Source organism: Vibrio neptunius (assembly GCF_000967495.1).
GTDB classification, from domain to species: Bacteria; Pseudomonadota; Gammaproteobacteria; order Enterobacterales; family Vibrionaceae; genus Vibrio; species Vibrio neptunius.
In genome coordinates, this window is record NZ_JXXU01000048.1 from 122,891 (window position 1) to 149,636 (window position 26,746).

The 26,746-nt window shown below is 44.2% G+C and carries 27 protein-coding genes; 12 read left to right on the forward strand and 15 right to left on the reverse strand.

What is annotated here, in order from left to right; genetic code table 11:
• Positions 1–54 precede the first annotated feature (54 nt).
• Entirely contained in the window at positions 55–654 is a 600-nt protein-coding gene (gene tesA, locus TW84_RS17595; RefSeq protein WP_045976925.1) for a multifunctional acyl-CoA thioesterase I/protease I/lysophospholipase L1, read from the reverse strand.
• Here tesA and TW84_RS17600 point away from each other — a divergent pair.
• The 3 genes from TW84_RS17600 (at position 653) to TW84_RS17610 (ending at position 5,497) form a co-directional block, all read left to right on the forward strand.
• Complete coding sequence (locus TW84_RS17600; protein WP_045976926.1) at positions 653–1,327, forward strand: ABC transporter ATP-binding protein; 675 nt, start codon at positions 653–655, stop codon at positions 1,325–1,327. The genes tesA and TW84_RS17600 overlap by 2 nt on opposite strands.
• Positions 1,327–3,768: an ABC transporter permease gene (locus TW84_RS17605; protein WP_045976927.1), complete on the forward strand. Its 2,442-nt coding sequence runs from the start codon at positions 1,327–1,329 to the stop codon at positions 3,766–3,768. The genes TW84_RS17600 and TW84_RS17605 overlap by 1 nt, the downstream gene beginning before the upstream one ends.
• Positions 3,769–4,057: 289 nt before the next feature.
• Positions 4,058–5,497 (forward strand): FAD-dependent oxidoreductase, encoded by a 1,440-nt coding sequence (locus tag TW84_RS17610; protein WP_045976928.1) that lies wholly within the window; start codon positions 4,058–4,060, stop codon positions 5,495–5,497.
• Positions 5,498–5,537: 40 nt separating this feature from the next.
• On the opposite strand, the gene TW84_RS17615 is transcribed toward TW84_RS17610, so the two are convergent.
• Genes TW84_RS17615 through TW84_RS17625 form a run of 3 tightly spaced genes read right to left on the reverse strand, consistent with a single transcriptional unit; the run spans position 5,538 to position 7,925 of the window.
• A complete protein-coding gene (locus tag TW84_RS17615; protein ID WP_084720262.1) occupies positions 5,538–6,467 on the reverse strand; it encodes a 5-oxoprolinase subunit C family protein in 930 nt (309 codons plus the stop codon).
• Positions 6,467–7,174 carry a 5-oxoprolinase subunit B family protein gene (locus tag TW84_RS17620; protein WP_045976930.1) on the reverse strand — a complete coding sequence of 236 codons (708 nt, stop codon included), beginning with the start codon at positions 7,172–7,174 and terminating at the stop codon, positions 6,467–6,469. The genes TW84_RS17615 and TW84_RS17620 overlap by 1 nt, the downstream gene beginning before the upstream one ends.
• 16 nt (positions 7,175–7,190) lie before the next feature.
• Positions 7,191–7,925, reverse strand: a complete 735-nt coding sequence (locus TW84_RS17625) for a 5-oxoprolinase subunit PxpA (RefSeq protein WP_045976931.1) — start codon at positions 7,923–7,925, stop codon at positions 7,191–7,193.
• A gap of 243 nt (positions 7,926–8,168) precedes the next feature.
• On the opposite strand from TW84_RS17625, the gene galE reads away from it, so the two are divergent.
• Complete coding sequence (gene galE, locus TW84_RS17630) at positions 8,169–9,185, forward strand: UDP-glucose 4-epimerase GalE (RefSeq protein ID WP_045976932.1); 1,017 nt, start codon at positions 8,169–8,171, stop codon at positions 9,183–9,185.
• Between the two features lie 87 nt (positions 9,186–9,272).
• On the opposite strand, the gene TW84_RS23880 is transcribed toward galE, so the two are convergent.
• From TW84_RS23880 to napF, 6 genes are all read right to left on the reverse strand, one after another.
• Entirely contained in the window at positions 9,273–9,410 is a 138-nt protein-coding gene (locus TW84_RS23880) for a TIGR02808 family protein (RefSeq protein ID WP_006961048.1), read from the reverse strand.
• Positions 9,411–9,422: 12 nt separating this feature from the next.
• On the reverse strand, positions 9,423–10,001 hold the full coding sequence (locus TW84_RS17635) for a NapC/NirT family cytochrome c (RefSeq protein WP_045976933.1): 579 nt from the start codon (positions 9,999–10,001) through the stop codon (positions 9,423–9,425).
• 29 nt (positions 10,002–10,030) lie between these two features.
• Complete coding sequence (locus TW84_RS17640) at positions 10,031–10,486, reverse strand: nitrate reductase cytochrome c-type subunit (RefSeq protein ID WP_019276633.1); 456 nt, start codon at positions 10,484–10,486, stop codon at positions 10,031–10,033.
• Positions 10,487–10,556: 70 nt separating this feature from the next.
• On the reverse strand, positions 10,557–13,046 hold the full coding sequence (napA, locus tag TW84_RS17645; RefSeq protein WP_006961045.1) for a periplasmic nitrate reductase subunit alpha: 2,490 nt from the start codon (positions 13,044–13,046) through the stop codon (positions 10,557–10,559).
• Positions 13,043–13,357, reverse strand: a complete 315-nt coding sequence (locus TW84_RS17650) for a chaperone NapD (RefSeq protein ID WP_045976934.1) — start codon at positions 13,355–13,357, stop codon at positions 13,043–13,045. Before TW84_RS17650 ends, napA begins: the two co-directional genes overlap by 4 nt.
• A gap of 18 nt (positions 13,358–13,375) precedes the next feature.
• Entirely contained in the window at positions 13,376–13,855 is a 480-nt protein-coding gene (gene napF, locus TW84_RS17655) for a ferredoxin-type protein NapF (RefSeq protein ID WP_006961043.1), read from the reverse strand.
• Positions 13,856–14,101: 246 nt separating this feature from the next.
• Between napF and narQ the strand changes: the two genes are divergently transcribed.
• Positions 14,102–15,835: a nitrate/nitrite two-component system sensor histidine kinase NarQ gene (gene narQ, locus TW84_RS17660; RefSeq protein ID WP_045976935.1), complete on the forward strand. Its 1,734-nt coding sequence runs from the start codon at positions 14,102–14,104 to the stop codon at positions 15,833–15,835.
• The gene (locus TW84_RS17665; RefSeq protein WP_045976936.1) at positions 15,822–16,454 is read left to right on the forward strand and encodes a response regulator; all 633 of its coding nucleotides are present in this window, start codon (positions 15,822–15,824) and stop codon (positions 16,452–16,454) included. The genes narQ and TW84_RS17665 overlap by 14 nt, the downstream gene beginning before the upstream one ends.
• 60 nt (positions 16,455–16,514) lie before the next feature.
• On the opposite strand, the gene dcuC is transcribed toward TW84_RS17665, so the two are convergent.
• Both dcuC and TW84_RS17675 read right to left on the reverse strand, forming a co-directional pair.
• Complete coding sequence (dcuC, locus tag TW84_RS17670; protein WP_045976937.1) at positions 16,515–17,882, reverse strand: anaerobic C4-dicarboxylate transporter DcuC; 1,368 nt, start codon at positions 17,880–17,882, stop codon at positions 16,515–16,517.
• A 481-nt stretch (positions 17,883–18,363) separates the two neighbouring features.
• Positions 18,364–19,152 carry a lipase family protein gene (locus TW84_RS17675; RefSeq protein WP_045976938.1) on the reverse strand — a complete coding sequence of 263 codons (789 nt, stop codon included), beginning with the start codon at positions 19,150–19,152 and terminating at the stop codon, positions 18,364–18,366.
• On the opposite strand from TW84_RS17675, the gene TW84_RS24610 reads away from it, so the two are divergent.
• Positions 19,095–19,247 (forward strand): hypothetical protein, encoded by a 153-nt coding sequence (locus tag TW84_RS24610; protein ID WP_162197127.1) that lies wholly within the window; start codon positions 19,095–19,097, stop codon positions 19,245–19,247. The two genes, TW84_RS17675 and TW84_RS24610, sit on opposite strands and share 58 nt — an antisense overlap.
• Here TW84_RS24610 and TW84_RS17680 read toward each other — a convergent pair.
• The gene (locus tag TW84_RS17680) at positions 19,244–19,879 is read right to left on the reverse strand and encodes a hypothetical protein (protein ID WP_045976939.1); all 636 of its coding nucleotides are present in this window, start codon (positions 19,877–19,879) and stop codon (positions 19,244–19,246) included. The genes TW84_RS24610 and TW84_RS17680 overlap by 4 nt on opposite strands.
• A 102-nt stretch (positions 19,880–19,981) precedes the next feature.
• Between TW84_RS17680 and TW84_RS17685 the strand changes: the two genes are divergently transcribed.
• The 3 genes from TW84_RS17685 to TW84_RS17695 all read left to right on the forward strand — a co-directional run bounded on the left by TW84_RS17685 (position 19,982) and on the right by TW84_RS17695 (position 21,499).
• Positions 19,982–20,230, forward strand: a complete 249-nt coding sequence (locus TW84_RS17685) for a DUF2164 domain-containing protein (RefSeq protein WP_045976940.1) — start codon at positions 19,982–19,984, stop codon at positions 20,228–20,230.
• 163 nt (positions 20,231–20,393) lie between these two features.
• Positions 20,394–20,933 carry a cytochrome b gene (locus tag TW84_RS17690; protein ID WP_045976941.1) on the forward strand — a complete coding sequence of 180 codons (540 nt, stop codon included), beginning with the start codon at positions 20,394–20,396 and terminating at the stop codon, positions 20,931–20,933.
• Positions 20,930–21,499 carry a YceI family protein gene (locus tag TW84_RS17695; protein ID WP_045976942.1) on the forward strand — a complete coding sequence of 190 codons (570 nt, stop codon included), beginning with the start codon at positions 20,930–20,932 and terminating at the stop codon, positions 21,497–21,499. The genes TW84_RS17690 and TW84_RS17695 overlap by 4 nt, the downstream gene beginning before the upstream one ends.
• 85 nt (positions 21,500–21,584) lie before the next feature.
• On the opposite strand, the gene focA is transcribed toward TW84_RS17695, so the two are convergent.
• Complete coding sequence (focA, locus tag TW84_RS17700) at positions 21,585–23,039, reverse strand: formate transporter FocA (protein ID WP_045976943.1); 1,455 nt, start codon at positions 23,037–23,039, stop codon at positions 21,585–21,587.
• Between the two features lie 225 nt (positions 23,040–23,264).
• Here focA and TW84_RS17705 point away from each other — a divergent pair, with 225 nt between their 5' ends.
• Entirely contained in the window at positions 23,265–24,170 is a 906-nt protein-coding gene (locus TW84_RS17705; protein WP_045976944.1) for a LysR substrate-binding domain-containing protein, read from the forward strand.
• A gap of 164 nt (positions 24,171–24,334) precedes the next feature.
• Positions 24,335–24,820: a DUF1097 domain-containing protein gene (locus tag TW84_RS17710; RefSeq protein WP_045976945.1), complete on the forward strand. Its 486-nt coding sequence runs from the start codon at positions 24,335–24,337 to the stop codon at positions 24,818–24,820.
• A gap of 79 nt (positions 24,821–24,899) precedes the next feature.
• Here the strand turns inward: TW84_RS17710 and TW84_RS17715 are convergent, their stop codons facing one another.
• Entirely contained in the window at positions 24,900–26,531 is a 1,632-nt protein-coding gene (locus tag TW84_RS17715; protein ID WP_045976946.1) for an ATP-dependent endonuclease, read from the reverse strand.
• Between the last annotated feature and the right edge of the window lie 215 nt (positions 26,532–26,746).

A 26,746-nucleotide genomic window follows, 5' to 3' on the forward strand; every position in this document is an offset into this window, starting at 1 on the left:
CGGAGTTTCGCAACATTAACGTAAAGCTGGGTAAATTTTATTGAGCTAGACCAATTAGAGATGATTAGTTAGTTCATTGGCAACAAATTCTGCTATCCAAGGTTGAGCTTCTGCTTTTGGATGGAGACCATCGTCCATCATCCATTCGGGCCTGGTAATGACACCTTCAAGGAAAAATGGCAGTAACGGAACGTTAAGCTGCTTTGCTGTTGCTGGGTACACTGCGGAAAATGCCTGAGTGTAGCGTTTCCCATAGTTTGGCAGCACGTGTATCTGCATCAATAATGGTGCTGAGCCTGCGTCGCGTATCATACTGATCAGTTGAGTGAGGTTGCTCTGAATTAGTTTGGGGGGAAAACCTCGTAAGCCATCGTTGGCACCAAGCTCAATCAGTACCGAATCAGGTTGATGCTCTTTTAACAATTTAGGCAAACGTGCTAAGCCGTTACCTGTCGTATCACCTGAAATACTGCCGTTAATGACAGTCAGATTTTTACCTTTTTGGGTCATAACATCAGGCAACAATGTAGGCCATGCTTTTTCAATTGGCATCTGATAGCCTGCACTTAGGCTGTCACCTAAAATCAAGAGCTTGGTGGCACTTGCTGGGTTAACGAAAAAAAGAACAAATACAAAGGAAAGTAATCGAAACATGCATGCATCCGTAATTAAAGCTGAATCACTATCCAAAGTAGTCTCTACTAATCAGGAACAATTAACAATCCTGGAAAATGTAAATCTTGACATCAAGGAAGGCGAGAGTGTTGCCATCGTGGGTACTTCTGGAGCAGGTAAATCGACGTTAATGACCTTGTTAGCTGGGCTCGATACCCCCACTTCGGGTGAGGTGTGTTTACTGGGTAAAACACTGAATCTATTAAATGATGAAGAACGGGCGGCCATTCGCAGTGAATCCGTGGGTTTTGTATTTCAGAGCTTTATGTTGATACCCAGCCTCAGTGCATTGGAAAACGTCACCTTACCTTGTTTACTAAAAGGTGAAAATGAAGATGTTGAACGTGCCAAAGCCTTATTGACCTCGGTGGGTCTAGAACATCGAATTCATCACTCACCATCCCAATTGTCTGGTGGCGAACAACAGCGTGTAGCTCTTGCTCGTGCGTTTATGGTCCAGCCTCAAGTACTGTTCGCCGACGAACCAACCGGTAATTTAGATCAGCAAACGGCAGCTAGAGTGGTAGAACTGCTTTTCGAACTGAATAAACAGCACGGGACGACTTTGGTACTTGTTACACATGATATGAAGCTAGCAGAGCTGTGTGATCGTCGCGTTCATATTCAGGCGGGACATCTGGAGGAATCGTAATGGGAACGACTAATCCTCCAGCGCTAAATCGTCGACTCTTTTCATGGAGTTTGAGTGAAATCCGATATGGTCAGCTTTGGCCTGTGTCGATTGCTCTTACACTCATTATTGCCTGCATTTTCGCTTTAACTGCCCTTGCTGAACGAATGGAACAAGTTATCGTTAAACAGGGAAAAGAGGCGTTGACGGCTGACACTGTTTTTGCGACAGCAAATCCAATCCCCGAAATGCTCTACAAAGCAACCAATGATGCTGGGCTTTTAACGTCAACTCAAACTCGTTTTGCAACCATGGCGTTCAGCGATCAGAGTATGAAACTGATTAGGGTGAAGTCAGTTGATAGTGCTTACCCATTGCGTGGTGAGATGGTGCTGTCAGATGACAAACAAGAGTTCAACACTGTTAAGCCCGGCGAGTTATGGCTTGATGAACGACTTTTCTCCCAATTAGAGGTTTCTATTGGTGACAGTGTCACGGTTGGTGATGCTGATTTTACCGTTACTGGTCGTATTGTTGAAGAACCCGGCTTAAGTTTTAATCCTTTCCAGCAGATGCCTTCAGCATTTATCCATAATTCTGATTTAGACAAGACTGGTGCAGTCCAGCTAGGAAGTCGAGTTCGTTTTAGCTTGTTTATCAATGGTGAAGAATCCGATGTTGAACAGGTTAAACAGTCAATTGAGCTCACTCCAAGTGACCGCTGGCGTGATCAAAATAGCGCGAGCCGAACCAATGAAGTCTTTCAGCGCACTGAGCAATACCTGTCCTTAACGGTGGCAATTGTTGTCATCATGGCTGCAACCACCTTAGTTTTGACCTGCCAGCATTACGTCGCAACGCGCCGGAAAACTATCTCAATGCTGAAAAGCCTTGGCGCCAGTAAGCGATGGATTGGTCGTTGGCTCGGTATGCAGGTTATGATTTTACTCACCAGTGCATCGGTCATCGGAGTCATCATTGGTATCGTGCTTGAATACTTGCTTCGCATACCGCTTGTCGATTTGCTACCCAACCCTCTACCGAGTTATGGGTTACAACCTGCTTTTGTGTCAATTTTCACCAGCATCTTAATTGCGGTACCAGCATTGGGTATTCCTCTGCTAAGCCTTTTAAATGTGAGTGCAGTAGATGTCATGCAACCTCAGGCGACAACCAATAAAGATCGTAAAACAAGCTTGTTGGTATTAGTGCCCATTGTGCCGATGCTGTTTGTTTATCGCGAAAACACGCTGGTTTGGATTGTTTTAGGGGGCATGATTGCTTTATTTGCTGCGCTTGCGGTAGTGAGTTTATTTGTCACCAGAATGTTGGGACGCCTCCCATTATCGACTTCATTCAAACTTGCACTGAGTCGAATTAACCGCTCTTCACTAGCCACTGGTATCCAGTTTGGTGCTTTGGCTCTGTCATTGATGTTGCTGGCCGTTATGTGGCTGGTGCGCACCGACTTGTTGTCTGATTGGCAAAAAACGATTCCTGAAAATGCGCCGAACGCATTTGCTCTCAATATCGCGCCCTATGAAAAAGACGGCTATCTGGGTGTGCTAGATGAGCATAAGATTGAGCGTTCAATAGACTACCCAATTATTCGTGGCCGTTTGACTGAAATCAATGGTATTGATGCCAAAGATCAGGTTCAAGGGGAAGAGGGTAGCGATGTACTACGGCGAGAAATTAACTTTACCTTTGGTACAGGCATTCCCCAACATAACACTGTTCTCCAAGGACAGTGGTCTGAGAGTAACGGTGTATCTGTTGAATCGGATGTTGCTGAGGACTTCAACCTCAATTTAGGTGATGAACTTACGTTTGTGATCAACAGCCAAGTGGTGAAAGCGAACGTGAACAGTATTCGCCAAGTTGAGTGGCGTGACATGAAACCTAACTTTTACTTTATCTTCACTCCCGATGTCCTAAAGAGCATTCCAGCCACTTATTTGGTGAGTTTTAGAGTGGAAGAGCAGCATAACGGTGTGCTTAATGAGCTATCCAGAAATCATCCAACAGTGAGTCTGATGGATATTCGAAGTATGGGCGAAAAAATTCAGCAATTACTCACTCAGATTGTCTGGTCTATCACGGTACTTGCTGCGCTGGGCGTTATTGCTGGTTTACTGTTGATATTTACTTTGTTGCGTTTGAGTTTGGGGCAGAGGCAATCTGAATTACAGTTATATCGGACGTTAGGAGCCAGTAAAAAGCGAGTAACGAGAACTATTTGGGCAGAATATGGATTGATGGCTCTGGTGGCAGGATTGATAGCTACCATTGGTGCAGAAGCCGTTGTTGGGGGTATTATGTCATTTGGATTTGATCTTTCTCCCAGCCTTCATTTTTCACTTTGGTTTGCATTGCCATTAGTGGCGTTTTGCACACTTGCGCTGGTTGTGAACAGTCTGTTAAAACGACTGCTAGTCCCTATAAACAAAGACTTTAATTAGCGCCTCAGTGGTTAAGTTATCCAGTTATCCACAAAAACGGTGGATAAAGTTTTGGATAACTTAGCCTGTAGATAACTCGTCATTTGGTGCGAAGCCAATAAGCGTAATGTTTAGAGGATTTTTGTTATTCACAGTGACGATTTTTTGTGTTGTCACAGGATATGAGTCAAGACTTTTTTTTAATTTTTTTTACTTGAAATTGTCATATTTATCCCCTTCAAAAAATGTGATTTTTTTGGGTGTGCAAACACAGTAAAATGTCCTGAGAATGAATAAATTAGCAACATAAATGCAGCCTGATAATACAAAATTTGATACGCCTACTGTCGCTGTGATCGGTGGAGGCATTGCTGGTTCGACCGCGGCCTTGCACTTGGCGGAAATAGGTATAAATGTTGTGTTGCTTGAAAAAAGCAAAACTTTAATCAGCGGACCTCCGATTTGCCATTTGCACGCTGGTGGGAATTTGTACAGAGAGATCTCGACTTCTCAATGTATCGAACTATTAAAACAATCCATTGAAACGGTTCGCCTATACCCGCATACCATCAATCGACGTCCAACCGTCATTGCTGTGCCTTATAGCGACGGTGGTAGTCCCGATGAGTTGTATGAGCGATTGATCACTATACAACGATGCTACCAGGATCTGGTGGATTCAGATCCAGCGAACCAAGTGTTGGGCAAACCTTGCGATTATTACAAGTTCTATGGTCGTGACGAATTGGAAGAATTAGCCAATCGCAGTCAACCTGAACAACCAAAACATGTTGACGACTGGGTGATACCATTCGCGAAATCAGCGGACTTGGAATCTTTGAAGTTTCCAGTGGTCGCCGTTCAGGAACATGGCTGGAGCGTATTTCGTATTGCAGCATCGGCTACACTGGCTCTTGACTCGATTCCAAACTGTCAGTTGCTTACCGAAACACAAGTGATTGGTCTTGAAAGTACTACTCAAGGTTGGAATGTGGAATACAGAAACACGAACGGCGAGGTCAGTGTTTTAAAAGTGGACTACTTGGTCAATGCTTGTGGTTACGAGACTGGAAGTATTGATGATTTAGCGCAGAAGCCGCGTGATCGCCTAGTCGAGTTCAAAGCAGCTTATGTAACGCGTTGGGATGAAAGCGACGAACTCTGGCCAGAAGTTATTTTCCATGGTCCAAGAGGAACACCCAAAGGTATGGCCCAGTTAACGCCTTACCCTAACGGCGTATTCCAATTGCATGGTATGACGAAAGATATCACGTTGTTTGATGACGGTTTGGTTGCTTCTGGTGAGCAATCTTCTCAGCCTACGCTTCCACTTAGGTTGAAACGTAAAATTCAACAAGGTTGGGATGAATCAGTGGTTTTGGAACGCACGAGACGCGCCATTGAACACATGGCTAATTTTGTACCTGGCTACAAGAACGCCTATGAGTTTGGTACGCCTTTATTTGGCGCTCAGCAGATCCCTGGCTCAGATGAGACGCTTCGAGCGGCAGATGTCACCTTCGAAGGACGTCATTATGCAAGGATTGAAGTAGTCAAAGGTTCCTCTGCTCTAGAAGCTGCTATCAAGCTAGTTGATGAGTGGTCGCTATTTGACTACAAGGGTGAGTCCATTGAATCTCTTCACCCTGTTAGTATGGCATTGGACCCGAAGGTGATTGAATCCAAAGCGGAAGAATTGGCGACACTGCGAGATTACCCGCCAGAGCTCGCCAGTGTTTATGGGCAATAATGAAAAAGCGCTCTAAATTGGCGCTTTTTCTTTGTACCGGCTAGTAGCCAAAGAACCTTGCCCACTGACACCAAACATCTTGCAATCCCAGTAAATCCCCTCTAACAAAGCGAACTTTTTGCCCTGGTTTGGCTTGAGCGAGTCTAGGTAGGTCAATGCGCGCAACGCAACCAATCTTGGGGTAACCACCAATCGTTTGCCTGTCATTAAGTAGTACGATGGGTTCCCCATTAGGGGGGACCTGAATCGCGCCAAGTGCAATACCTTCGCTGAGATATTCTTGGTTGGGTGGGGTGATTTTTGCTTCACAGAGTCGATAGCCCATTCGATCAACCAGCTGACTGACGGTAAATTCTTGTTTGTAGAGGGCGTTTATTGCATCTTGTGAAAAGTCATCCACCTGATAGCCTTCGATTACACGCAGCTCAAGCGGTAAGTTGTAGTCTGGCTTATAGCGGAAAGTCATTTGCAGTGATTTTTCCCTCACCTCATGAGGCTCGAAACTAATGATTTCACCTGCTTGTACTGGCTGGCCGGACTGAGTACCCCCGAGTTGATCTCTCGTGACGGTGGCGCAGCTACCAAGTTGAGTTTTAACCTTAAAACCGCCTTTTACGGCGAGATAACTTCTTAACCCGTTCTTTGGCAAAGAAAAGGTCAGAGTTTGTCCCTGACGTGCAACAAACGTAGACCAGTTTTCAATCGCTACTCCGTCAAGGCGGGCATTAAGGTCTCCACCAGTGATGGCCATTTCGCATTTTGAGTGAATGAGAAATTCGGCCTGACCAAGAGTAATCTCTAAGGAAGGGCAATTGGTAGTATTACCCAAAAGGTGATTCGCCCAGCTATAGGCATAGTCATCGACAGGGCCACCTTGAGTAATACCGAAATGAGCTAACCCGAATCGACCAAAATCTTGGATGAGCGTTTGCTGACCGGGTTTAATTACAGTCATTGCATTGTTATTCATCATTGCCACCCCTTGGCGATACGCCCGCCTAAACGAAGAAACTCATCACCGGAAATTGGTTTAAAACGAACTTTGGTGCCAATAGAGAAAGGCAATATTGGCGAGCTGTTCGGTGTATAAAGATTTATCGGGCAATTACCAATAATATTCCAGCCGCCAGGAGACTCTGCGGGGTAGATTGCTGTGTTCGAATTGGCAATGCCGACACTGCCCTTTGGCAACTTAACTCTTGGTGAAGGTTTCCTAGGTAATTGCAGTGATTCATTTACTGAAGTTAAAAACGCAAACCCAGGTGCAAAGCCGATGGCTCCTACCGTGTATTCCTGTGCACAATGTAATTCAATCACATCATCGAGTTTTAGCCCTTTGTTGTAGTAGCTGGATAAATCTGGGCCGACATCGTCATGATAGTAAACAGGCAATTCGATATGCTGTGAGTCAGTATCATCTGGAAGCGCTTTAATGGCTTCTGTGACCAGTTTTTCCAAATAAGGCACAAATTCGAATATTGAGACTCGGTGAGGAAGGTAATCAATTAGGATGGAATCAAACGAAGGGGTCACGTTCATTATCATGGCTCCAAGTTGATTACTCAGATACTGACTTATCTCTCCAATCAAGAGAGATAGCTTGTGGCTTGGTTCTGCCTCAAAATGGATGAGTATTGAACATTCAGCAACGGGATCTACAGATGTTTCGATATTCACTAATGCTCTCCTTATGCTAAAGGACGTTTCGTATTTTCTGAATCATTCTAATCGCGTGCTCGTTGTCGCCGTGAACACAAATCGTGTCAGCTTCAATAGGGATTAAAAAGCCGTCAATGGTCCTCACTTTTCCGTAGTGCGCAATCTGTTTGATTTGATCGAGTATATCTTCTTCTTTATGCAATACGGCACCAGGCATTGAACGCGGAGACAATGAACCATTTGATAGATAGGCGCGATCGGCAAATGCTTCGAATAGAACAGGAAGTTCATACTTGTCAGCAATATCCAAATGTTTTTCGCTATCATTAATGGCTAACATCATTAGCGGTACATCAAAACACGATACAGCATCTGCAACCGCATCAAATATTGAGATATCTCGCATCATGTCATTATATAGAGCGCCATGTGGCTTAACGTAGCCAACTTGCGCGTTATGGCTTTCTGCCAAAGATTTAAGTGCGCCTACCTGATAGATAAGCATGTTGGTGATTTCTTCTGTCGCCATCGGAATAGAACGGCGACCAAAGCCCTGTAAATCTGGGTAGCTCGGATGAGCACCTATTTGAGTGTCATGTTCAATGGCCAGTTTAATGGTATTGGACATAATCTGAGGATCGGAGGCGTGAAAACCGCAAGCAATGTTAGCCATGTCTATCCAAGGCATGACCGCTTCATCGTTGCCCATACGCCAAGAGCCAAAGCTTTCACCCATATCGCAATTCAGTGTAATAGAACGCTTTGTCATTGAATCCCTTCCAACATTCATCTATCGAGTCAACATGTTATAAAAATAACAAACAATCAATGATCTATTTCATTATTTTGCCAACACTAAGCCCATTTATTGCTTTTATTGTAAGCATCTTGTCCTTATGGTTTGCTTAAGGCATCTACGAGCGGATTTAGCGGTTTGATTCTCATTAATAAGCTATGTTTTAACATGAAGATTCGTTAGTATTTGCACCAAATTTATCAGAAGGTTAGGGATATGAACGTATTGGTTACAGGCGGTATGGGCTACATAGGCAGCCACACATGTATACAAATGATCGAAGCAGGCATGACACCTGTAATTTTCGACAACCTATACAACAGTAAAAAGAGTGTTCTCAAAAGAGTAGAACAAGTCACTGGTGTGGCGCCATCCTTCATCGAAGGGGATATTCGTGACAAACAGGCGCTTGTGGGGGTAATGAAAGCGCATCAGATCACCGCTGTTATCCATTTTGCTGGTTTGAAAGCTGTCGGTGAGTCAGTAGAGAAGCCGCTCGAATATTACGATAACAACGTTAATGGTACCTTGGTACTCGTCGATGCTATGCGTGAAGTTGGCGTTAAGTCTATTGTTTTTTCTTCTTCTGCCACGGTTTATGGTGACCCTGCAAGTGTGCCAATTACTGAAGATTTCCCAACCAGCGCGACGAATCCATATGGCCGCAGTAAGTTAATGGTGGAAGAGTGCCTGACGGATTTTCAGAAAGCGAACCCAGATTGGAGCGTCACGCTACTTCGATATTTCAACCCAGTAGGCTCACACCCATCAGGTCATTTAGGTGAAGATCCCCAGGGTATACCAAATAACCTAATGCCTTTTGTTTCTCAGGTAGCGGTTGGTCGACGTGAATGTTTGTCTGTATTTGGTGATGATTACCCAACCAAAGATGGGACGGGGGTGCGTGATTACATTCACGTGATGGACCTTGCCGATGGACATATCGCAGCGCTTAAGAAAGTCGGCCAGAAAGGCGGTTTGCATGTCTACAACTTGGGTACTGGCAACGGCTACAGTGTCCTAGATATGGTAAAAGCTTTTGAATTGGCGTCTGGTAAGCAGGTGCCTTATCAAATCGTCAAACGTCGTCCTGGTGACATCGCTGAATGTTGGGCAGACCCTTCTAAAGCAATGCGTGATTTGGACTGGAAAGCGGGTCGTACATTGGAAGAAATGACCACTGATACGTGGCGTTGGCAGTCCAATAATCCTCAAGGGTACCCAGACGCATAACTTATCGTTACAAAGAAGATAGCCACCGCAAGCGGTGGCTTTTTTACGCATTATACAAAATAGGCAAAATTGACAATGCGGATGAGGTTAATCCACCTCTTTATCTTTGCCCAGCGACAGTAGCCAGACAGAGATTGCGGCGACAACGGCAAAGCCAGACAAGATAATGAAAGGCATCGCGCCGTAGCCCAAGATATGCCAGATAACTGATTCTAAAGTACTCATGTATTAGTGCTCCTATTGCCAGCCTTCAACGCCATGCATGTCAGGAAGTTTGTGAGCAATGCCTTTATGACAGTCTACACAAGTTTTTTCGCCTGAAGCCAAAGCCGTTGAGTGTTGTTTCGCACTACGTGCCCCTTGTTCTGAAAAATCCATATATTCGAACTCGTGGCAGTTTCTACACTCTAAAGAGTCATTCTTTTTGAATCGAGCCCATTCCCGTTCGGCCAAGTGAGCTCGGCGTTCTTGGAATTTTTCTGGAGTATCAATAGTTCTCAGCACATAATGTGCAAACAGCTCTTTAGATGCCTGTACTTTACGAACGATCTTGTCTGTCCACTCATGTGGAACGTGACAGTCTGAACAAATAGCACGCACACCAGAGCGGTTAGAGTAGTGAATCGTTTCTTGAATTTCTGCGACAATAGGGGCATGACAACCAGAACAAAATTCCTCTGTGTTGGTTGCTTCCATACCCGTGTTAAATGCGCCCCAAAACAGAAGGCCACCAGCAAAGCCCATAAATAAAACCACACCAACGGCTGTTTTACTTGGGGATGCTAGTCTCTTCCAAAACGCTTTCAATAATTTCATAGATAGCCTCTTACTTACTCACGTAGTACTTACTTAAGTGAATCAACACTCTTGAAATCGTTCTCAATTAAAGGCTGAGCATTTGCTTGAGGAACATGACATTGAAGACAGAAGTAACGACGAGGAGACATATCCGCCAGAACTGCATCTTCACGGTTTACGTAGTGAGTTACACTAATCTTCGTTGCACCCATCTCTTTGGCATTCTTCCAGCTGTGGCATGAAAGACATTTATTTGCGTTCAATGAGACTTCGTAACCACGAATGTTATGAGGAATCAAAGGTGGTTGATAAACATAGCTGCTATCAAGCGCCTGTTCGCGAGGGTATTTCTTGAAATCATCAGCAGGGCGAGTTGCTTCTAGTTCACTAACACCGCGTAGTGATTCAAGACCACCAATACCACCTGGGTTTTCAAGTTCAGCTACTGCAAAACCGCTGACTAAAGCACCAACTGATAACAGTGCAATAAGTAATTTTTTCATCTTACATTCTCCGCCTTATGGCTAAATTCTTATCTGCGGTCGCCCGTAAGAGCGACCGACGCTTTCTGGTTTATGCAACTTTGGTGATCTTGACAGGACACTTCTTGAAGTCGGTCTGTTTAGACAGAGGGTCCGTCGCGTCAAGGATCAACTTGTTGATCAGGATGCGTGCATCAAAGAATGGTACAAATACCAAGCCTTTAGGTGGGCGGTTACGACCACGTGTTTCAACACGAACACGTACTTCACCGCGTTTGTTGGCGATAAGCACCTCTTCGCCTCGACGTACACCGCGAGCTTTTGCATCTTCAGGGTGCATGTAGCACACGGCATCTGGAACAGCTTTGTAAAGCTCTGGAACGCGGCGTGTCATCGTTCCTGTGTGCCAGTGCTCAAGTACACGGCCCGTACATAGCCAGAGGTCGAACTCTGAATCTGGCACTTCTGGTGGCGCTTCATATGGAGCAGAAATGATCAGTGCTTTACCATCGGGTTTACCATAGAAGTCCCAACCACTTCCTGCTTTCGCATAAGGATCTGAACCTTCTTTGTAGCGCCAAAGTGTCTCTTTGCCATCAACAACAGGCCAGCGTAAACCGCGAACTTGGTGATAAACATCATACGGTGCTAAATCGTGTCCGTGTCCTCGACCAAAGGCCGCGTACTCTTCGAATAGGCCTTTTTGTACGTAATAGCCGAAGTGGTGAGCATCGTCATTCAACTCACGAGCTTCTTCAATAGGGAATTTATTGATTACGCCGTTAGCAAACAGCATGTCGTACATGGTTTTTCCACGGTACTGCGGTGCTTTTGCTAGTTGCTCTTCCGTCCACACTTCTTCCATCTTGAAGCGTTTTGAGAATTCCATCACCTGCCAAAGGTCAGACTTCGCTTCGCCGACGGTATCCACTTGCTGGTACCAAGCTTGTGTACGACGCTCTGCGTTACCATAAGCACCTTCTTTTTCAATCCACATTGCTGTTGGAAGAACAAGGTCTGCTGCTTGTGCTGTTGCTGTTGGGTATGGGTCAGAGCAAACGATGAAGTTTTCTGGGTTACGGTAGCCCGGTAAACGCTCACCGTTGATGTTCGGACCTGCTTGCATGTTGTTGTTACACATTACCCAGTAAGCATTAAGTTTGCCGTCGCGAAGCATGCGGTCTTGAACGACTGCGTGATAGCCCGGTTTAGGGGGAATTACGCCATCTGGAATGTTCCAGATACCTTCTGCAATCTTACGGTGCTTAGGATTTGCAACCACCATGTCTGCAGGTAGACGGTGTGCAAAAGTACCCACTTCACGTGCTGTACCACACGCTGAAGGTTGGCCTGTTAGAGAGAATGGGCTATTACCTGGTGTTGCGATCTTACCAGTTAGAAGGTGAATATTGTAAATCAGACTGTTCATCCAAACACCACGAGTATGTTGGTTCATACCCATAGTCCACAAAGACATTACTTTAGTGTCTGGATCCGCATATTGTTTCGCTAACTCAATCAGTTTCTCTTCAGAAACACCTGACATTTCAGAAGCTTTTTCTACCGTATATGGCGCTACAGACTTTTTGTACTCTTCAAATGAAATAGAAGACATTTTGCCTGAGTTCGGATTAGCAGCCGCCATCTGCAGTGGATCATCATCACGCAGACCGTAGCCAATGTCGGTCGCAGCCTGTTTGAAATTGGTGTGCTTGTTAACAAAATCCCAGTTAACCGCATCAGTTTCAATGATGTAGTTTGCGATAAAGTTAGCAATAGCGAGATCAGATTGTGGTTCGAAAATGTAACCTTTGTCTGCTAGCTCAAAAGAACGGTGATAGTACGTAGACAGTACATTCACTTTAACATGTGGGTGGCTTAGACGACGGTCAGTGATACGAGTCCATAAAACAGGGTGCATTTCTGCCATGTTTGAACCCCAAAGAACGAAAGAGTCTGCGTTCTCGAAGTCATCGTAACAGCCCATAGGCTCATCAATACCAAATGTACGCATAAACGCACCAACAGCAGAAGCCATACAGTGACGCGCGTTTGGATCGATATTGTTTGAACGGAAACCGGCTTTCATCATCTTAGCGGCAGCGTAGCCTTCCATTACAGTCCACTGACCGGAACCGAACATGCCAACACCAGAAGGGCCTTGTTTTTTCAGTGCTTCTTTCCATTTTTCGGCCATGACATCGAATGCTACATCCCACGAAACCGGAGCGAAGTCACCATCCTTATGGAACTTACCATCTTTCATACGAAGTAACGGCTGAGTCAGACGGTCTTGTCCGTACATGATCTTCGATAGGAAGTAACCCTTGATACAGTTAAGGCCTTTGTTAACAGGCGCTTCTGGGTCACCTTGAGTGGCTACCACTTTGCCGTTTTGTGTACCTACAAGAACGGAACAGCCAGTACCACAGAAACGACAAGGTGCTTTGTCCCATGTGATTTTTGTTTGGTCTGAGCTAGCAATCAGGTTGGTAGCAGAAGCTGGTAGAGTGATACCTGCGACCGCTGCTGCTGATGCTGCTGCGTTTGCTTTCACAAACGCACGTCTTGTCATCTTCATACTTCACCCTCGGTTTGGGAATATTGAGTTCCAGTGTTTTTATTTTTTGATTCGTCTTCTTCCAGCTCAGTCTCGATTTGGTGATAAACCAGTACTGTGCTCAAAACGTTCGGTAAGTTGTTAATAGCTTCGATAGTGTCAGTAATGAATCCCTGGTTTTCGGTTTCCAGAACCACGACAATTTTGCCTTCCGGACTATCACCGTAGATCTCGGCATTGCTGAATGCTTCAATCTGAGACTTAATCTCAGTCAGGTGCACAGGTGACACGTGTACCACTAAGCTAGAAATATGCACTTCGTTAAGTGACATAGATATCTTCCGTTCTTATTAAAAATTGCTCACATTGATGGATGAAGTAGGGCACACAGAGACACATGCGCCACAGCCGTTACACTCATCAAGGTTTAAAATGGGTTGTGCTACTTTGCCAACTTCTAATTTGAATGTGATTGCCATGGGCTCGCACATATCGCCACAAGTACGGCAATCAACGTTTTGTTTTGCTAAACAGCCCTCGTTAATAGTAGCTTTCGCTCCCCAAGGTTGCTCAGTTTTTGGGTTAAACAAGGGTTCAGGACAAGCGTCTGCACATTGATAACAAAAGGTGCATTCATCGACAGAAAAATCGACTTGAGGAAAGCCGCCATCCCCTTTGACTATGATTTGAGTTTCGCAAGCGTCTACGCACTTGCCACATCTAGTGCACTGGTCAGTGAAAAAAGCAGGCTGCGATAGCCAAGGCAGATACAGTTCGTTATCTTCCAGCTTCTTTCTTGAGAAAAAACGTCTTTTTGAAAGGTCGACCACTACGCTACCTAAAGTTGATGAAACCTAAACTAACCATAGCTCACATTTCTTATTAATAATTTGTCATTTAACCTCACACAAATTGTAGTTTTTGACATATTTGTATAAATACCCCTTAGGGGTTAAATAGAGGTGCTTCTTGTTTTAGATCAATAAATTCCGGAACATTTGATCAGATATTGTCTTCGTCAATATATAAAACTATAAATAGTGATATGGCGCCAAAAGGCGTGTGCAGGAGAGTGAGTGTTTAAAAGTGTGAAGAAATCGGTGACGAGTACGATTGCGAAAGCGATGGTGCTCATTTTGTCGTTATCGATAGCAACAACTAGCTTTGCGATCATTACCTTAGCGTCGAGTTTAAATGATGCGGAAGCAGTGAACGTTGCAGGTTCAATGCGCATGCAAAGTTACCGGCTAGCGCACGACATTCAGATCATGTCAGTCGACTATGCGGCGCATATAGAGATGTTTGAGCGCTCGATCTACTCACCTTCCATGAAAGCGCTTCAAAGCTGGACAGTTCCTGAAGACATAACGCATGACTATTACCGTTTGATCATCCGATGGCATGAACTCAAGGAAGTACTCGGTAGTCATGACAGAGAACGCTATCTCATTCTTGTAGCAGGTTTTGTTAATCAAATAGACGCCTTTGTGTTTAAACTGCAAAGCTTCTCTGAACAAAAGTTGATCAAGCTGGCTTGGGCTGGCGGTATGGGCTTAGGTGGGATACTGATTGTCAGCATTTTTGTCGTTCATTACATCCGCAAGCAAATTGTTCGACCTCTTAATGCCTTAGTGACTGCGAGTGAGCAGATAAAGTCACGTTCGTTTAATGTCTCTCTCAATGTCTCAAGCGATAACGAAATGGGTATTCTGACCCGAACCTTTAATAATATGGCCTCAGAATTGGGTAAACTGTATCGTGGCCTAGAGGAGGCGGTTAACGAGAAAACTCAAAAACTGCAGCATGCAAACGATTCACTAAAAGTGTTGTATCTCTCTTCTCAGGAACTCACTGCGTCTAGAATTACGCAAGAAAACTTCGAAGCAATACTTCAGCACCTAGCCAGTCTTGAAGGAATACGGTCCGTGAGATTAGAAATCAGAGAAAAAAGCGAGAAAGCTATGATTCTCACTCAGGGGGAAGAGTGTTTGGACCATGACGAAGTTTATCATCGAAAAACATTGACGCTGGATGATGAGGAGTTGGGTACCTTGTATTGGCAAGTTGTTCTGCCTTGTCCAGACCCCGTATTAATTGACAGTTTTGCCCAAATAATTTCCCGTGCTATTTACTATAATCAAGCCCAGAGGCAAGCTGAACAATTATTACTGATGGAAGAGAGAGCGACGATCGCGCGTGAACTGCATGACTCACTGGCACAAGCACTTTCTTATCTCAAAATTCAGGTTGCTCTATTAAAGCGTAGTGTAAGCAAACTGCCAGATTCTGCTCAATTGGAAAAAACGCAACCGATCCTTCTAGAGCTAGATAAAGGTCTTTCTTCGGCGTATACACAGCTCAGAGAGTTACTGACGACGTTCCGACTGACTATCCGAGAGGGAAGCTTCGGTCATGCTTTACAACAGATGGCGGCGCAGCTGGGGGAACAAGCTGAATCAAACATTGTCTTGATCAATGAACTTTCGTCAATTGAATTGGAGGCAAACCAGCAAGTGCACTTGCTGCAATTAATTCGTGAAGCCACCATTAATGCGATCAAACATGCTCAAGCTTCAATGATAGAAATTCGGTGCAGTGAGAATGATATTACCATTACCGTTTCCGTGAAAGATAATGGTGTCGGATTTGATAAGAGTGTAGAAAAAGTGCACCACTATGGTTTAAACATTATGCAGGAGAGAGCTTCGCGTCTGAATGGAAAACTGGAAGTGAGAACTGCACCACACTCTGGCTGTGAAATTTTATTAGAGTATCCAAAGGTTAAGGAGCATAACATTGACAGAGTGTAGAGTGCTGCTAGTGGATGACCATCCACTAATGAGAAGAGGTATTAACCAGCTATTAAGCTTTGAAGATGAGTTCACTGTAGTCGCTGAATCCAGCAATGGCACGGATGCAGTCGCACAAAATCATGAGTATAAGCCTGACTTAATTTTGCTTGATCTTAATATGAAAGGCATGTCTGGGCTAGATACCCTTAAGGCTCTGCGTGCCGACGAATGCGACGCCGCTATTGTCATTCTTACGGTTTCCGATAGTCCCGGCGATATTGAAGCTATCGTCAAGGCGGGCGCGGACGGTTACCTGCTCAAAGATACTGAGCCTGATGAGTTGGTCGAGCTGTTGAAATTTTCATTACGAGGTAACAAAGCGTATAGCAAAGAAGTTGCTAAATATTTGGCTGAAAGAGAAAACATAAGTGATGTGTTTGACGACCTTACTGATCGCGAAATGCAGATTTTGAGAGAGGTCGCAAAGGGCTATCGCAACAAACAAATCGCGGATAGCTTGTTCATTTCTGAGTCTACAGTGAAGGTTCACATGAAGAGCTTGCTAAAAAAGCTTAAGGTTCCATCGCGCACCGCGGCAACCGTTTTGTATCTTGAGCGTTACGGCGAAATAAAATAATTGGTTTTAGAAAGTATCAAAAAGGGCGCTCAACGAGCGCCCTTACTATTTTTGTCTAGGTTATGCTGACATTGGAACTAAGACTAACGTTCCTAAAATAACTGTGATTAAGCCACATAGAACGGGTACTGACGTACGTTTTACCACTTCAAATGGGCTTATCTTACCCATACCTGATGTCGCAACTACCACACCAGACACAGGTGAAACAGTGCGGCCCAAGTTTGAAGCCTGAAGCATCGGAATGATCAAAAAGGCCGGGTTTAACCCCATTTTTGCCGCTAGAGCAGGTGCCAGCTCTACAAACGCATAGAAAGGCGCGTTACCCGAACCGGTCGCGATCGCTGCCGCAACGGTTAAACTTGTCAGTATAAGCATGAGCGCAATACCACCTGCCCCCGCTGTTTCAGCAAGATGAAGCAGGTTATCAATTGCTCCAATAGACATCAGACCTTGGGCGAATACACCAGCGGCAACTAATAGCATTACCACGCCCTTAAATGCATCTGCCATACCTTGATAGCAAGACTCTAAGTCCTCTAGCGTCTCTTTGCCTTTAAATCGTTTGGTGACAAAGTCGACCATTGCACCAATGAAAATCGATAAAACAACAATGGTATAGATGTCCAGTTTTAGGCCCGGAATGGTTCGTCCGTTGAACAGAAAAACACCGATGATAGGCAGGAACGGCAGCACTGCGTAATACGCTGGGGAATTAACTTCGATTTCAGAAACGTCAACGCGTTCCATTGGTGAGTTATCTTTCTTATCTAGATATTTGTTCCAAAAGAATGCCGCAGTCGCCATAACGATAATGGCACAAATAGACACTGGTAGAACGGTTTGAACGGCAAACACATCCAAATCCAATCCTGACTTTTCTGCAGCGATGACGACATCGCCCGAAGTCGGGGAAAGAATGATCGCTGCTGGCGACGCACATACCGCTACCGCTGCTGGTCGTGAGATCCCCATTGCTGTCATCATTGGAAAGAGGGTTGCCATTAACAGGACGCCCAAACCAGTGGCAGAACTTACTGCTAGTGACATTAGACACGCAACGATATAAGCGGCGACAAGTAGAACGTAAGGGGATTTGATGACAGAAAGAGGCCTAGAAAACTGTTTAACAACGACGTTATTAGCACCAATATGTGTCATGTAAGAAGCAAAACCACAAAGCAACATGATTTGCATCCCTAAGCCGCCACCGCGGTATTGGAGCATATATTTCACGTACTCCAGAGCATCTGTAAACATATTGCCAGTCGACGTTATTTTTGATGGTAGAACCGTGTGGCCAATGAGGCCAGTAACAATAAGTAGTAAAACACCTGCTGTTAAAAGTACACCCGCAGGTTTGTAACCTTTAACAATGAAATAGCCGACCGCCACAGTAACGACTAACCCAATGAAGAGCTCCAGCATAGATATCACCCTAAGATATGAAAATTATATAAAAACTGTTTCAAACTATGACAAGGAATGTACATAAAACTATGCTGTAGCACGAGTGCTAGTTAAACTTCTGATGATCTAGAGCAATAAATGGATAGTCTTAATTATAGTGGCGATTAATGTTGTAAAAGATTGGTGTTTTAGATGTTATTAATAGTTTGAAAGCCATATTTGGATGGTTCAATATGACAGAAGTAATGCATCTTGTGGCCTCAATACTACTTAAAGAACGACATTCATTTCTATTTGTTATCAGGTGAGTCTGTTCAATTGATGTAAGGCAAATTGCTTCTGATTTGACTAGAAAAGAGCTTGATGCCTGTCGAGCCCTATATCTTTCGTTGATTTTGTGTCTCCAATCCTTCTGCTGTGACTCGTTCGTGTTGCTCAATTTGAGAAACCAATGCGTCCCTAACCGTCAATATCATGCAAAAGCAGTAAGTGATAAGTGTTATCTTTCGTCAAAGAAGTCTTTGTTACGAATATATTTTGCCATCAAGTGGTATGAAAATGGGCGGATAAGCCAAGATCCGAGCGAACGGCCTAGTCTTATAAAAGTGGGCGTGTTCTCATAAATACGACCATTGTACAGCCAAAGTACTTTGCCTACATGCCAGTAAAGCAATGGTATTGGAGGAAGGAATGTCACGATATCGAGATCGCAGCAAATTCGATACGTCTTATGGCCGAGCTTGTAATGAGTTCTGAATCCGTACCCTCCAATAGACGGTTGACCAAAGGTGACAACACGTTTGATTGATTTGGGAAATTTTTCCTCAAACGCGTCGGCTAATACACATCCTATCGCTCCTCCCGAAGAATGACCGGTAAAGGTGAGGCGTTTTCCCTGCTCAATAAGAGGGACTAGGACAGAAGAGAGTTGCTCGTATACGCTCGCACCGAGTTTGTCATTCTTGTGCAGCGGTAAACTCTCTTGAAACATTAGGTAGTGGTAGCCTGCATGAATGGCATAGTTGAGAGCAAGAGGTTTGCACGTTCGTTGCCACAATGCAAGATTGAGTATCCAATCCCAAAGATTATGGGAACCTTTGATAACAACAATGACTTCTTCACTTTCTTTAGACCAGAGCACGCGCATCATGGGTTTTCCGAAGCGATTAGCAATAACGCGCTGTCCGTTAGGTGCAAAGCCATATCTTGTCTGCTTAAAGACTCTTGAATATGCCAGGTTGCATAAAACGGCGTAGCGTTCATATTGATATCGTTTTAGTTTCTTCACGCGTAGCTCACAAATCGAATCACTGTATGATTATGGGCGAAGAACGTGAAATTGCGATGACACCACAATCAGTGTCCGTCAGTGAAGGTGATTAGCTTAACTGTACGACAGAGTAAAGCTGAATATATTTACGTACCAGTTGTTGATCCGTTGAGCGTTTAATAGGGTGGGTGAACTTAACAAAATAGGGGCTTAAGCCAAAATGATGCTCTAACGAACAAGCGAGTTGTGATTCACTTTCATACAAGCTAATTCCCTGTAACTTATATTGGTCTATCTCATCGGGTAATTGCCCTGTCCACCAGTGCAGTAACTCTCGGCTCTGCTTATTTCGAGAAATCCAATGGTCGCTGATTAATAACAAAAGATCATTGGGCTGAATAGCGAAGGCGTATTCTTGTTGCCAGTGGGTTACGGTTTTAAATAACTTTTGCCGGCAGTTGCTGCCTGCACTCAATAAATGTGAAGAAAGAATCCAAACCGTGCCAGCGTCAGATGTCACTCTATAGTGGTGAGGCTGTTCCCTAGTTGGGAGAGACTCTAACGCAACATATTCGCAGTGGTGTCCAAATTCGGTTAACGTTCGGGACAAACGCCGAGAAAATGCCAAGCTCAGGTGGTGTTCACTCATTCCTTTATTGTGAATTGTTGGGTAGTGTTTTTCACACAGCTTCATACAGTCTGCTTGAAATTCATTCACGCTTTGAATTAGCACATCTAAAAGCAAGACTTCTCTCCACAAGTCAATATCTACACAATGAAGATTAGCATGTGAAAGTATTGTTTAGTTACACTTAGCCTGAGAAATATTGAGTATGGTTAAGGGTTTATGTCTAAGATTGAATTTACATCACAACAAAAACAAGCGATGTCATCCGCTTTATTGCGATATTTGGAAGATGAGCTAAACATTGAAATTGGTCAGTTTGATGCGGAATTTATGATGGATTTCATTATAGAGGCCTTCGGCCCTGCATTTTATAACAAGGGGCTCACCGATGCGCAGATGGTCATGCAACGAAAGGTGATGGATATTGCTGACGAGATTGATGAGATTGAACAAGTCAGTGAATATTAAGTTACTAAAGACGATGAGAAAGTTCCTTCAAAAATTTTGAATGACTTAATCAAATTTGCTCCGTTTTTCGAATGTAAAGAATGGTAAATAATCTGTTATGGAAATAGGAGAGACGATAGTCTCGTTGAAAAAGAGAAGTATTCAACAATTGGTATTTAGCGCAATGAAATCAGAAGTTAAGAATTACAACCTTGTAGCGCGGGGAGTTCATTGGGTATCAGCTATTGTCATTATCGGCATGTTTGCTGTGGGCCTATGGATGGTAGACCTTACATATTATAGTGAATGGTATAAAACCGCCCCACACTGGCACAAGTCGGTGGGGATCCTACTTGCTGCTCTGACGCTATTTCGTTTTGTTTGGAAGCACGCAACACCTTCTCCAAAAGTTGAAGGAAAAGCGTATGAAATTCTCGGCGCAAAGTTAGTTCATTTAGCTATGTACCTTGTTTTGGTTGTATTGTTTGCTTCCGGTTACCTTATTTCTACCGAAGATGGCAGAGGTATTGACGTCTTCGACTGGTTTACTGTTCCAGGACTTGGTGCTTTGTTTGAGAACCAAGCCGATCTATCGGGTGAAATTCACTTTTACGCCGCCTGGGCACTTATTTTAATGGCAGCCGTTCATGCTTTGGCTGCGATCAAACATCACGTGATTAACAAAGACAACACGCTACGCAAGATGATAGGAGCTTCAAAATGAAAAAAACGTTATTTGCTACCGGACTAGCTATGGCAATGGCATTGCCATTTGGTGCAAGCGCAGCGGACTACGTAATTGACAACAAAGGCGCTCACGCCTCGGTTAACTTCAAAGTAAGTCACCTAGGCTACAGCTTTATCAAAGGTCGTTTTAACACATTTGAAGGTGACTTTTCTTACGACCCTGCAAACATTAGTGCCTCTAAAGTAGAAGTAACAATTGATACTACAAGTTTAGACTCAAACCATGCTGAGCGTGATAAGCATATCCGCAGCTCAGATTTTATTGACGCGTCGAAGTTTTCGACTGCGACATTCACAAGTACCAGTGTTGTCGACAAAGGTAACGGTAAGCTTGAAGTCAATGGTGACTTAAACCTACACGGTGTGACAAAGCCAATTACTATTGACGCTGAGTTTATTGGTGCTGGTCAAGACCCTTGGGGTGGTGAGCGTGCTGGTTTCTTAGGCTCAACTCGCTTGGAACTTGCAGACTTCAATATTCCAGTGATGGGTGCATCGAGCTACGTTGATATGGAACTTCATGTAGAAGGTATCAAGAAATAATCCATATACTGCTTAACAATTAAATAGCCCCCAACTTGCGTCGGGGGCTTTTTGATCAAGCGACTTATTTTCTGACCAAAATCTATTACGCAGATTCTAGCTGTGTGCTGTTGTCTACAATGGTTACACTGTCACCATAGATGGTGCGCAAAGCCCTTAGTACATCCTCCCTTGTTACTACCCCTACGAACTTTCCATTGTCTAGGATTGGCAAGACATGAGGTTTGTGGACCTTGATGCTTTTGGCCCGTTCCTCCAATGAGAGAGATGTTAATGTGGTTGCTATTCCAAAACTGGTCGTCGGATACAATTGATCTTTATCGATACAAAGAAACTCGGCAACGTCAATTAACTTGTCATTTACGTTGATAGCGATGACATCTCGAGACATCAGATCTACGACTTTTTGTCCCTCTACCGGGATATAGTCTTGGCACCATAAATCGACCATGACGTCATGAGCGGAAAAGAAACCAACTAGGCGACCCTCTTCATTAACAACTGGTGCACTAACAACATGTTTATCAAGTAATATATCAATGGCAGTGGGTGTCGTCATTTCAGGTGATAAGATGACTGGATTACGGTTCACAATGTCATTGACGAAGAGTAAGTTATTCATAGAGTTTTCCTTGGCTGACGTAATGTTAGTGGTTGTAGTAATACTTGAAATCGATACGGCTTTGATTTGTGGTCTACGATAGATGATCCAATTGGCAAGGCCGACTAATACTGCTCCGCCGACAATGTTGCCTAATGTCACCGGGATGAGGTTTGCAGTAACAAATTGATAGATATTGAGATCACTGAATTGAGCAGATGTCGCGCCTGCTTGACTCCAAAAGGCTTCAGTTGCGAAGTTTTGAATGACGATACCAAGTGGCACCATGAACATGTTTGCGACGCAGTGTTCGAACCCACTGGACACAAACATTGCCACTGGCATTATGGTCATTACCGCTTTAGTCATAGCGTTTGCGCTGCTAAATGTTAACCAAATAGCAAGACAAACCAATAAGTTACACAAAACACCCAAAGCAAATGCTTCTACCAAAGAGTGATGAAGCTTGTGTTGTGCGATATTGAGTGCGTTAAGGCCCCATTGACCGTTGTCCATTTGATAGAGACCAGCAGCAGTAACGATGAGCAGTAACAGCATGGCACCTAAAAAATTACCCACATACACTTTTCCCCATATGGATAACATTTTTCCTAAGCTGATTTGCTTGTTAGCCCATGCAATACTGGACAGAACAGAGCTAGTAAATAGTTCACCTCCACAAAGTACGATGAGGATCAACCCCATACTGAACGCCAGTCCTCCTGCTAGTCGACTTAGGCCCCAGCCAGACTGGATATTACCTGTGGTGACGGTAATGTAAAAAAGAAAAGCCAGTCCAATAAACGCGCCAGCCATTATCGCGAGCCCCAACGTTGTACCGCTGGTTTTATTGGCTTTACTGAGTGCAAACTTTTCCGCCTCAGCCATCATTTCACTGGGCGAGAAATAAAGATTATTCGTCTGAGCTTGTTGCGCCATCGTTGCCCCCGAATCTAATAGTCATGGTTACCTCCTGTTATGTCAGTGAGAAAGCCTCACCGCGCATTCAGGTTATGGTGTTCAGTCATACACGTAAAATTGATAATGTTTAAAAACCTTATCAAAATTGTTGATATGGCCTGAGAGAGAAGTAAAATGAAACAACTTGCTTATTTGTAAGCAATTTTAGTCGTTGTTATTCTCTGGGCAAAGGATTGAAGCTTAATGAGATATTCTCTTAAACAACTTGCTGTATTTGATGCCGTCGCAGATATGGGAAGTGTTAGTATGGCCGCAGATAAGCTGGCATTAACGCAGTCAGCAACCAGTATGTCACTGGCTCAACTTGAAAAAATGCTAGGACGACCGTTGTTTGAACGTCAAGGTAAACAGATGGCCTTAACGCACTGGGGCATGTGGCTAAGGCCAAAAGCTAAGCGGTTGCTGCAGGATGCGCAACAAATTGAGATGGGCTTTTACGAGCAGCATTTGTTGAGTGGTCATGTCAAACTTGGAGCAAGCCAAACACCTGCAGAACATTTAGTTCCAGACCTTATCAGTATTATTGATAACTCATTTCCTGAGATGAGAATCTCTCTTAAAGTCAAAAGTACCGATAGTGTCATACAAGGCGTTTTAGACTACAAATACGATTTGGGGGTCATGGAAGGCCGTTGCGACGATAACCGACTTCACCAAGAGGTTTGGTGTCGTGATCACTTAACCGTTGTTGCCGCTGCGCACCATCCTTTCGCAAAGCATGACACAGTGAGCCTAGCGCAGCTGGAGCAAGCAAGATGGGTATTGAGAGAGCAGGGTAGCGGCACTCGTAAGATTTTTGATAGCTCTATTCACCATTTAATCGAAGATCTTGACGTTTGGCGTGAATACGAACATGTGCCTGTTCTTAGAAGCATGGTTGAAAACGGTCAATATCTTACCTGCCTACCATATTTAGATGTTGAGCGGTTTATCGAAAACGGCCAATTGGTTGCGCTTAACGTCCCAGAGCTCAGTATGGAACGAACCTTGTCTTTTATATGGCGAGCAGACATGGTAGAAAATCCGTTGATAGAGTGCATTAAACGCGAGGGACTGCGAATGATGAAAGGCAGGCCTTCTGTTCTATAATATTTCCGATATCTGTTGAAATAGCGTTTGCGTCACAATAATAGGTTTCAATTTCATTTTGTTGCTTAATTAATGTGATCTGTATCGTTTTGTTTTGCTGGCTTACCCCTTACCATGCCATCTTGTACTTTTGATGTGTGAAGAAGCACACTTAGCGAGGCGGTATGAGCACACTTGTCGCGATTTCATTAACTACGGGTATACTTTCAGGGCTTTGGGGTTGGATTGCCATCTCACTTGGCCTATTGTCATGGGCTGGTTTCTTAGGTTGTACCAGCTACTTTGCGTCTCCAACCAGCGGGCTGAAAGGCTTAGCGGAGAGTTTAGTTACCAACATGACGGGAGTATTTTGGGCGATGGTAATTATTCACGCTTCACAATTTGCTTCCCTAGAAATCCTTGGTTATGTGATCACTTCTCTCGTGGCATTTATGATGTGTATTCAGGCAAAGCAAAACTGGCTTGGATACATACCGGGTACTTTTATTGGCTCTTGCGCGACTTTCGCAGCAGACGGTGACTGGCAGCTCGTTGTTCCTTCGTTGATCTTAGGTGGTATCTTTGGCTACTTGATGAAAGCAAGTGGTTTGTGGCTACATCAAAAGTCTTCTCAAACACAATCTACTAGTGAGTTGCCAACTCGTTCATGATTGTGACCCCCTGATTAATTGGTATCGTTTGATATTTGATACGCGGCCTTGGCAACGATAGGTAGCCAAGGCCGCTTTTTTATGTGTTGCCATTCGCCATTGTTACGACGCGCTTTAACGTCCACCTAAGCAGTAATGGGATGCACTCTGTTCCTTTATCCTCACAGTAGGAAACAATCGCTAGCGCAAGATCGGGCTTAGCAAATTTCTTGAGTACTCTAGTCACCACTTTTTTAGCTGGAATAGGATGATCGAGTGGAATTCGTACCATATCTTTAAAAAAAGGCTCAAAACCATTGTTGTAAAGGTAGTGTTCAATATCTCGATCGGGCAGTTCAGTGAGGCGATGACGTTCTTGATCGTTTCCTAGTTGAGCACGAACTGCAGCGGCGTACTTTTTACCCGCTGCATCTCCATCTGTCACTACGTGCCAGTCGATGCCGAAAGCCTTAGCGATTTTGACTAAAGATTTGAGTCCCGATTGAGCAAACTCAATGATTTGTACGCCTTCAGCGGCCAAATTATACCCGCACTGATTCGCTAATTCATTAAATAACCAGACTTCGGTTTCACCTTCGACCAGTAGCCAACATCTCGCAAACAATGCTCCAGAGCGGTGAAATCTGATATGAAAGCCAATTCGTCTTAGTTCGTCTTTACTGAACCCTTGTGCTGGAAGATAGGTAGTGATGGTTCGATCGGATTGCCTCACCAGACGCCGAATACTGTTAAGCGGTACTTGCCCCAACAAGTCACCACTATTTGTCGTCAGGATTTTTTGCATAGGAAGTAGTTGGAGCAGGCTCCAGGCTCTTGCAAGATGAGTAGGGTGCAATCGACCCTCTGGATCTTCTAGGATCAATAAAGGCCGAGCACAACGGCGGAGTTTATTGGGACCTTTCGCCTGAAGATAGGCATTGAGCAAGCCCATAAACAAGAGACGTGTCTGTTTACTTTTGGTTTCCTCCACAACTTGAGAGATACTTTTGTTGTTTGGTGAGCCACTGAAAAAGATACCATCCCGTTGTTTACGAAGGTTTTTACGTGCATTGGATTTAAATGAAAAGTAGTGGTCAACTAATACATTCATAGAATTCAGGCTACTTTTCATTTCTCCTTTGTTTACATGGCCAGGAATCGCCATTAAGCGCCGACAGGTATTATTGATCCGTTTCTCGATGCGGTCATTGGTATCTCCTAGGTTACCGAGCGGACGTTCGAAACGACGCGAATCTTTGAGACGAATGGCAGGGTGGAGTGTCATGAGTTCCTGCGCTAACTTTTCTGAGTGATGCAGTGGTAATGGGTTACCTTCACGATCAAGAAAAGCGTAGCGAGTAGAGACATCGTGGCCGTCTCGGCTAGCACTTAAGCGATAGATGATCTTGTTGATGCCTTGCTGATCCTGTATCCAGACTGGTCTTATTTTGCGGTAACGACCAGATTTGATTTCGTTCTTATCGTTGGATACTAAGCTGATGACGATTTGTAAGTGCTGAGTTTGTGGATGTGCAATTGAGTAATCGACATGAAAATCTGTCATTTCAAATTGATAAGGTATTCCTTCGGGAGGTAAGGCGACCGATAGGGCATCTAGCAGAGAAGATTTGCCCCAAGTATTTTCACCAATTAGGGTCGTGAGCTCGTCAAAAGCGATGGATAGCCGTTTGATCCCACGAAAGCCGGAAATTTCAATCCGCTCTAGCAGCATGAAGTGACTCCGTTTGAGCTATTGTTACCTAAAGCATAATAGAAAAACCTCGAATAAGCAGAAGCTTACCTCACAAAGTTTGTGCTTGCTCGGTGTAATCTGCTATCAACAACAAGAGATCTTGCTCAACTTAGTTAATGTATATGGAACGGCGTATACAATAAAAGTGTGAAAGTTAATGAATTTGTCATAAAGGATGGGATACGATGTAGCCG